Genomic DNA, 7,890 nt, shown 5'->3' on the forward strand with positions numbered 1-7,890 from the left:
CAGGGCGGCGGGAGCGCCACGGTCCGACCCGCCGCGGTCGTCGCGCCGCTGGACGGGCTGCGCGCCGCGCTCGGCGAGGACCGGGTGCGGTACCGGCTGGGCGCGCAGGTCGCCGAGGGCGTGCAGCCCTTCGACCCGGCCACGGTCACCGACCCGGTCACCGGGGAACCCGGACTGCGCGCGGTGTTCCGCGCCGCGGACGGCTCCGCGCTGCGCAGCGAGCACCGGCTCGGCGCCTCGCTGATCTGGATGGGCGCCGAGATCCCCGACGGCGCCGAGACCGTCGAGGTGTCGGCACGGTGGGCACCCGAGCCCGGGACGCACCGGGTCGGGGCCGCCGCCGTCGGGCACGTGACGGTGCACGCCGACGGGACGGCGGTGCTCGACACCGAGGCCGTCCTGACCGGCGACGAGGGTCCGGGCGCGGCGATCTTCGAGGCCCCCTCGGTGACCGGGGAGGTCGGCACCGACGGACCGGTCGACCTGGTGTTCCGGTTCCGCCCGTCCGGCGGCGAGGCCGGCATGGCACTGTTCGCGCTCACCGTCGGGACCGAGACCGTCGTCGCCGACCCGCAGGCCGAGGTGGCCGCGGCGGCCGCGCTGGCGGCGGCCTGCGACGTCGCCGTCGTGGTGGTCGGGACCAGTGACCGGATCGAGAGCGAGGGCTTCGACCGCACCTCGCTGGCCCTGCCCGGCCACCAGGACGACCTGGTCCGGGCCGTCGCCGCGGCCAACCCGCGCACCGTGGTGGTGGTCAACTCCGGTGCCCCGGTGCTGCTGCCCTGGCGCGACGAGGTGGCCGCGGTGCTGCTCGGCTGGTTCGGCGGCGAGCGCTTCGGCGACGCCGTCGCCGACGTGCTGCTCGGGCACGCCGAGCCGGGCGGGCGGCTGCCGACCACCTGGCCCGCCACCGGCGAGGAGCGCTCGGTGCTCTCCGGGCGCCCGACCGGCGGCGTCCTGCGCTACGACGAGGGCGTGCACGTCGGGCACCGCAACTGGCTGCGCCACGGCGAGACGCCGGCCTACCCGTTCGGGCACGGGCTCGGCTACACCACCTGGACCCTCGACGACGCCGTCGCCGGGCCCTGGTCGGCCGACGGCGTCGCGGTGACGGTCACCCTGACCAACACCGGCGACCGGGCGGGCCGCCAGGTCGTGCAGGCCTACCTGTCCCGGCCCGGCTCCGACGTCGAGCGGCCCGCCCGCCGGCTGGTCGGCTGGGCGGTCGTCGACGCCGCCCCCGGCACGACGACGGCCACCGTGGCGGTGTCACGGCGCGCGTTCCGCCACCGTGCGGGCGGGACGTGGGCGACCGAGCCGGGGACCTACGACCTGCACCTCGGGTTCTCCGTGTCCGACACCCCGCTGCACGCGACGGTGGAGGTCGTCGGCGAGGGCTGAGCGGTCAGCCCGTGGCGGGCTCGAGCGTGACCTCGTCCACCGGACCGGCGCGACGCACGTGACGCTGGACAACTCCGCCGACGACGTCCCGGTCGACGACCTCGTCGACCGGCACCTGGCGGCCGTTCCCGGCTGAGCCGGGCCGGTCGGGTCAGCCGGCGTGCGCGGCCCGCACCAGGTCCGAGCACTTCTCCCCGATCATCATCGTGGTGATGTTCGGGTTGATCGCCGGCAGGAACGGCATCGCCGACGCGTCGGCGACCCGCAGACCCTGCACCCCGCGGACCCGCAGCTGCGGGTCCAGGACGGCGCCCGGGTCGCCGTCGGCGCCCATCCGCGCGGTGCACGCCGGGTGGTAGACGGTGTTGTGGGTCTTGCCGATGTAGTCGGCGAGCTCGTCGTCGGTCACGGCGTCCGGGCCCGGCGCCAGCTCGGCGGCGATCCACTCCTTCAGCTCCGGCTGCTCGGCGATGCGGCGGGCCAGCCGGATGCCCGCGGTCATCACCCGCATGTCGTGGCCCTCGGGGTCGGTGAAGTAGCGCGGGTCGACCCGGGCCCGGTCCCGGAAGTCGCGGGTGCGCAGCCGCACGGTCCCCCGGGACCGGCCACGGGTGACGTTCGGGGTGAGGCAGAACCCGTTGTCGGTGGTCGGGTAGCCCCACCGCAGTGTGTTCATGTCGAACGGCACCGAGCCGTAGTGCATCATCAGGTCCGGCCGGTCCAGGGCCGGGTCGGTACGGGCGAACAGCCCGATCTCCCACCACTGCGTCGACTCGGTGACCATCGGCTTCGCCGCGTCCCAGAAGACCAGGCCCTCGACGTGGTCGTCGAGGTTCGAGCCGACACCGGGCAGGTCCGAGCGGACCTCGATGCCGAACTCGCGCAGGTGCTCCCCCGGGCCGATGCCCGAGAGCATCAGCAGCTTCGGGGTGTCGATCGCCCCCGCGGAGAGGATCACCTCGCGCTCGGCGTGCGCGGTCTCGCGGCCCGGACCGATGCCCCGCTGGTACTCGACGCCGGTGGCGCGGGTGCCGTCGAACAGCACCTGCGAGGCCCAGCAGTCGGTGCGCACCTCCAGGTTCGGGCGCGAGCCCAGGATCGGGTGCAGGTAGGACACCGACGCCGAGGCGCGGGTGCCGTCGGGGAAGGAGTTGATCTGGAAGTACCCGGCGCCGTCGGTGACGGTGTGGCCCTCGTTGAACCGCACCGTCGGCATGCCGACCTGCGCGGCGGCGGCCAGCACGGCGTCGCCGCAGGGGTCCTTCGCGGGGATCTGCATGAGGTTGACCGGGCCGGAGCGGCCGTGGCCGTCCCAGTCGCCGTCGTTGGTCTCCAGGCGCCGGATCAGCGGCCAGCACTCGTCGGCGGACCAGCCGGTCAGGCCGGACGCGGCCCACTCGTCGAGGTCCTCGCGCGGGGTCCAGAAGGCGATGCAGGAGTTGTGCGAGCCGCAGCCGCCGAGCACCTTCGCGCGGGCGTGGCGCATGTGGGAGTTGCCGCGCTCCTGCGGCTCGACCGGGTAGTCCCAGTCGTAGCCGGAGTCGAGCAGCGCCATCCAGTCGGTGAGCCGCAGGATGTTCGGGTCGCCGACGTCGGACGGGCCCGCCTCCAGCAGCAGCACCCGCGCCGCGGGGTCCTCCGAGAGCCGCGCGGCGAGCGCGCAGCCCGCCGAGCCGCCACCCACCACGATGTAGTCGAACCGGTCGGTCACGCCGTCTCCCCCATGCCCTGCTCGATCTCCTTCGCCCGGTGCTCGGGCAGACAGCCCAGCCCGTGGCGGCCGCGCAGCCGGAACCACGCCAGCCCGGCCAGTGCCACGACCCCGATGAACAGGAACGCGATGAACCGCAGCCACCCGGTGCCGTAGACCTCCTCGCGCGGCCAGGCCAGGTTGATCGCCATCGCCGCGCCCCACAGCACCGCGAGCACGTTCACCGGCAGGCCGAGACGCCCCAGCGAGAAGTACCCCTTCTGGCCCTCGTCCGGCCACTGCCCGCGCAGCCGCCGCACCAGCATCGGCACCGTGACCAGCAGGTACGCGATGTAGATCATGATGATCGCGACGCTGGTGACCGCGGTGAAGACCTCGGGCACGCCGACGTTCGCGACCAGGATCAGGATCGCGACCAGCCCGACGACGATCGCCGGCACCACCGGCGTCTTGTGCCTCGGGTCGATCCGCGCCAGCACGGAGCCGGCGGGCAGTGCGTTGTCGCGGGCCATCGCGAACATCAGCCGGATCGCCGCGGTGTGCACCGCGAGCAGGCAGACGATCACCGCGATGCTGATGGTGATCAGGAAGACCCGCCCGATGGTGCCGCCGGCGACCTCCAGCAGCACGAGCTGCCCGCCGCCGTCCTTGCTGCCCAGGCGCGGGTCGGCCAGGTCCGGTGCGGCCAGGATGATCCCGAGCAGGATCAGCCCGCCGAGCACGAACGACGCGACGACCGCACGCAGGATCGCCGCCGGGGCGGTGCGCCGCGGGTCGACCGTCTCCTCGCCGAGCGAGCTGGCGGTGTCGAAGCCGTACATCACGTAGGCCGAGGCGAGCGCCGCGACCAGGAACGTGCCGAAGTAGCCGCCGCCGCCCGCCGCCGGCGCCGGGGTCTCGAACAGCACCGAGACGGGGTTGCGGATGCTCAGCAGCAGCGCCACGACGATGACGACGGCGGCGATCAGCTCGATGAACACCCCGGTGGAGTTGATCCGCGCCATCAGCTTCACCCCGACCGCGTTGATCACCGTGGTGAGCACGATCAGGATCGCGCCGAGCAGCACGCCGTTGACGGCGGCGTCGCCCGCGTCGGAGGTGTCGCCGACGAGCTGGAAACCCGACCAGATCTGCGGGAACGTCAGCTGCGCGGCCAGCGCGACCGCCGCCAGCGACACCACCGAGGCGGTGAACATCATCCAGCCGGCTAGCCAGGACACGGTCGGCCCGGCCAGCTGCTTGGACCAGTTGTAGACCGACCCGGCGACCGGGTAGCGCCCGGCCAGCTCGGCGAAGGACAGCGCGACCATGAACTGGCCGGCGAACACCATCGGCCAGGACCACCAGTAGGCCGCGCCGCCGGTGCCGAAGCCGAAGTAGAACAGCTGGAACGTGCCGGTCAGGATCGAGATGTAGCTGATCCCGGCCGCGAAGCTGGCGAACTTGCCGATGCTGCGGTCGAGGGTCTGGCTGTAGCCGAACTCGGCGAGCCCTCCCCCGTCGCCGTCGGCGCCCGGGGAGCGGTCCCGCCGGGTCGGTTCGGGAACGGTCATCGTGGACCTCCTGGGCCGTTGCGTCGCGTCATCATGGCGGCCTCAGCGGCCCGAGAACCATCCCTGGGGCTGCGGATCGGTGTTGGTCCACACGTGCTTGATCTCCTGGTACTCGGCCAGCCCGGTCGGGCCCAGCTCGCGGCCGTTGCCGGACCGGCCCATGCCGCCCCACTCCGCGCCCGGGAAGTACGGGTGGAAGTCGTTGATCCAGACGGTGCCGTGGCGCAGCGCGGACGCGACCCGGTGGGCGCGGCCCATGTCGGCGGTGAACACCGCACCGGCCAGCCCGTACTCGGTGTCGTTGCCCAGGCGGACGGCCTCCTCCTCGGTGGTGAACCGCTCGACGGTCAGCAGCGGGCCGAAGGTCTCCTCGCGGATCAGCCGCGAGTCCGGCGCGAGGTCGGTGATCACCGTCGGCAGGTAGAAGTAGCCCTTCCCGAGGTCCGGGTCGTCCGGGCGGGCGCCGCCGCAGCGGATCGTGGCGCCCTCGGCGCGGGCGGCCGCGACGAAGTCCTCGATCTTGGCCAGGTGCGCGGCGGAGACCAGCGGGCCGACCTCGACGCCGTCGGTGAGACCGTTGCCGAGCCGGATCCGCTGCGCGCGGCGCACCACCTCGTCCACGACGGCGTCGGCGACCGAGCCCTCGATGATCAGTCGGGCCCCCGCGGAGCAGACCTGACCGGAGTGCAGGAACACCGCGAGCATCACGTAGTCGACGGCGAGCTCGAAGTCGGTGTCGGCGAAGACGATGTTCGGGTTCTTCCCGCCCAGCTCGACGGCGGTGCGCTTCACCGTCTCGGCCGACGCTCGGATGATCTTCTGGCCGGTGGACAGGCCGCCGGTGAAGCTGACCATGTCCACGTCCGGGTGCTCGGTCAGCGGGGCGCCGACCGACGGCCCGTCGCCGAGCACGATGTTCACCACGCCGGCCGGGACCCCGACCTCCTCGCACAGCTCCACCAGCACGATCGAGGTCAGCGGGGTGACCTCGCTGGGCTTGATCACCATCGTGTTGCCGGCGGCGATCGCCGGGGCGACCTTCCAGGACAGCTGCAGCAGCGGGTAGTTCCACGGGGTGATCAGCGCGCAGACACCGACCGGCTCGTGCACGATCCGCGACACCACGGCCGGGTTGCCCGTGTCGACGATCCGGCCGGCGTCCTTGTCTGCCAGCCCGGCGTAGTAGCGGAAGACGGCGGTGACGTCGTCGACGTCCTGGCGGCCCTCCGCGATCGTCTTGCCGGTGTCGAGGGTCTCCAGCCGGGCGATCTTGTCGCGGTCCCGCACCAGCAGGTCGGCGATCCGCCCGAGGAGCGCACCGCGCTCGCCGGTCGTGGTCCGCCGCCACGGTCCGTCGTCGAAGGCACGGCGCGCGGCGGCGACGGCACGGTCGACGTCGTCGGGTCCGGCCTGGTCGACCTCGGTGACCGTCGAGGCGTCGTAGGGGTTGATCACCGGGGCGGTCCCGGCGGACCCGGTGGTCCAGCTTCCGTCGATGTAGAGGCTCGGCACGGCGCGAGCTTTCACCGGGAACCGGTCGGTGTGCAAACCCGGGCCGGGCACCCGTGTGCGGGGACACGGTCCCGCTTTCCAGCCGCCCCACGTGGCGACGTACGGAATGCCGGGTTAGGGTTGCGCAATGAGCAACACGGTGCGCGGACGGGAGCCCGGGGTGCAGTCGGTCGACCGGGCCATCACCCTGCTGACCCTGCTGGCCGACCGCAGCGAGGCGGGGGTCAGCGAGCTCGCGGCCTCGCTCGACGTCCACAAGTCGACCGCCTTCCGGCTGCTCGGGGCGCTGGAGGAGCGCGGCCTGGTCGAGCAGATCGCCGACCGCGGCAAGTACCGCCTCGGGTTCGGGCTGATCCCGCTCGCCGGCCGTGTCGCCGAGCGCCTGGAGGTCACCACCCAGGGCCACCCGGTCTGCGAGACGCTCGCGGAGCGGCTCGGCGAGACCGTCAACATCGCCATCCCCGACCGCGGGTGGGCGGTCAACGTCGACCAGGCCCGCGGCCCGTCGATGGTCACCACGTTCAACTGGCTCGGCCGGATCACCCCGATGCACAACACCTCCAGCGGCAAGGTGCTGCTCGCCTCGGTCGTCCTCGACGACCCGGGAACGATGCCGGACACCGTGCCGGAGCAGGCCCGCGACACGCTCGTGGAGGAGCTGCGCCGGGTCCGCCGGCACGGGTACGCGTGGTCGCTGGAGGAGCTGGAGACCGGCCTCAACGCCGTCGCCGCGCCGGTGGTGGACCACGGCGGTGCGGTGGTGGCCGCGCTCTCCGTGTCCGGGCCCGCCTACCGGCTCTCCGCCGAGCGGATCGAGCGGATCACCCCGGAGGTCGTCGCCGCGGGGCGTGAGATCAGCCGTCGCATGGGGTTCTGGCGCGACCGCTGAGCCGCGGGCCTACGGCGGCGGGGCCGGCGCGGGCCCCTGCAGGCGTTCCAGCACCGGCGGCAGGGTGCGCTCCAGCTCGTCGCCGTGCCGCTCGAACTCGCGCCGCAGGAACGGCGCCGCCAGCTTCAGCAGACCCTTGAGCCGTACCCGGGCGTGGAAGCTCACGACGCTCCCCCCACCCTCGGCCGGCTCGACGACGATCTCCTCGGTCGCGGTGACCGTCGGGTTCTCCCCGACGAACACGACCCGACCGGCCGTCAGCTCCCGCAGCGTGTGGTCGAGCTCGCTCTCCCGTCCGCCCCACACCGACACCGTGTGCCAGGCGGCGCCGACCGCGACCGGGCCGCCGCCGTCGGAGCGGGTGCTGGAGCGCACGGTGGGGTCCCAGATCTCGCTGTGCCCGTGGTCGGCCAGGTAACCGAGCACCGTCTCGGCAGGGGTGGACACCGTCATCACCCGCTGGACGCCGACCACGACGCTCCTCTCCCCGACCGGGCGCCGCTCGGGACCCGGCCCGCTGCTCCCGACCGGCGCAGATGGTCTCACGGCGACCGGTCATGATCGCGGGCCCCGTGCCGGTTTCCCCGGAACGCCCGTGCCGGGGGCGCGCGGCACGCACACTCCTCCCGACGCGGGCGGGCCGGGCGGGCCCGCCACCGACGACGGAGGTGCCGCGGTGCACGACCGAGACCGACCGGGGACGCCGTGGACGAGTGGCGGGCCCCGCCCCGGACCGCGCCCGTCGTCGGACGGGACGGCGCACTCCGACCCGGACGGTCTCGACGTCGCCGCGACGGCGCTCGACCGCGTCGCCGAGGGCCTCA

6 protein-coding genes are annotated in these 7,890 nt (G+C 73.7%); 2 read left to right on the plus strand and 4 right to left on the minus strand.

Going from position 1 to position 7,890, the window contains the following annotated elements:
• On the plus strand, positions 1–1,401 hold a 1,401-nt coding region (locus GTW08_RS27195; RefSeq protein WP_202417759.1), incomplete at its 5' end, for a glycoside hydrolase family 3 C-terminal domain-containing protein.
• 151 nt (positions 1,402–1,552) lie between these two features.
• Here the strand turns inward: GTW08_RS27195 and GTW08_RS27200 are convergent.
• Genes GTW08_RS27200 through GTW08_RS27210 form a run of 3 tightly spaced genes read right to left on the minus strand, consistent with a single transcriptional unit; the run spans position 1,553 to position 6,177 of the window.
• A complete protein-coding gene (locus GTW08_RS27200) occupies positions 1,553–3,112 on the minus strand; it encodes a GMC family oxidoreductase N-terminal domain-containing protein (protein ID WP_161152707.1) in 1,560 nt (519 codons plus the stop codon).
• A complete protein-coding gene (locus tag GTW08_RS27205; protein ID WP_073574046.1) occupies positions 3,109–4,665 on the minus strand; it encodes an APC family permease in 1,557 nt (518 codons plus the stop codon). The genes GTW08_RS27200 and GTW08_RS27205 overlap by 4 nt, the downstream gene beginning before the upstream one ends.
• Before the next feature lie 42 nt (positions 4,666–4,707).
• Positions 4,708–6,177 carry an aldehyde dehydrogenase family protein gene (locus GTW08_RS27210; RefSeq protein ID WP_073574047.1) on the minus strand — a complete coding sequence of 490 codons (1,470 nt, stop codon included), beginning with the start codon at positions 6,175–6,177 and terminating at the stop codon, positions 4,708–4,710.
• A gap of 127 nt (positions 6,178–6,304) precedes the next feature.
• Here GTW08_RS27210 and GTW08_RS27215 point away from each other — a divergent pair, with 127 nt between their 5' ends.
• Entirely contained in the window at positions 6,305–7,066 is a 762-nt protein-coding gene (locus GTW08_RS27215; protein ID WP_174565841.1) for an IclR family transcriptional regulator, read from the plus strand.
• A 9-nt stretch (positions 7,067–7,075) separates the two neighbouring features.
• Here the strand turns inward: GTW08_RS27215 and GTW08_RS27220 are convergent, their stop codons facing one another.
• On the minus strand, positions 7,076–7,540 hold the full coding sequence (locus tag GTW08_RS27220) for an SRPBCC family protein (protein ID WP_073574048.1): 465 nt from the start codon (positions 7,538–7,540) through the stop codon (positions 7,076–7,078).
• Positions 7,541–7,890: the final 350 nt, after the last annotated feature.

Origin of the sequence: Pseudonocardia sp. SID8383, from assembly GCF_009864975.1 — a bacterium.
GTDB lineage: Bacteria > Actinomycetota > Actinomycetes > Mycobacteriales > Pseudonocardiaceae > Pseudonocardia > Pseudonocardia alni.

Bases quoted from the DNA above. Each gene is read 5' to 3' on its own strand.
- GTW08_RS27205 (WP_073574046.1), bottom strand. From the start codon at position 4,665: ATGACCGTTCCCGAACCGACCCGGCGGGACCGCTCCCCGGGCGCCGAC.
- GTW08_RS27215 (WP_174565841.1), top strand. From the start codon at position 6,305: ATGAGCAACACGGTGCGCGGACGGGAGCCCGGGGTGCAGTCGGTCGAC.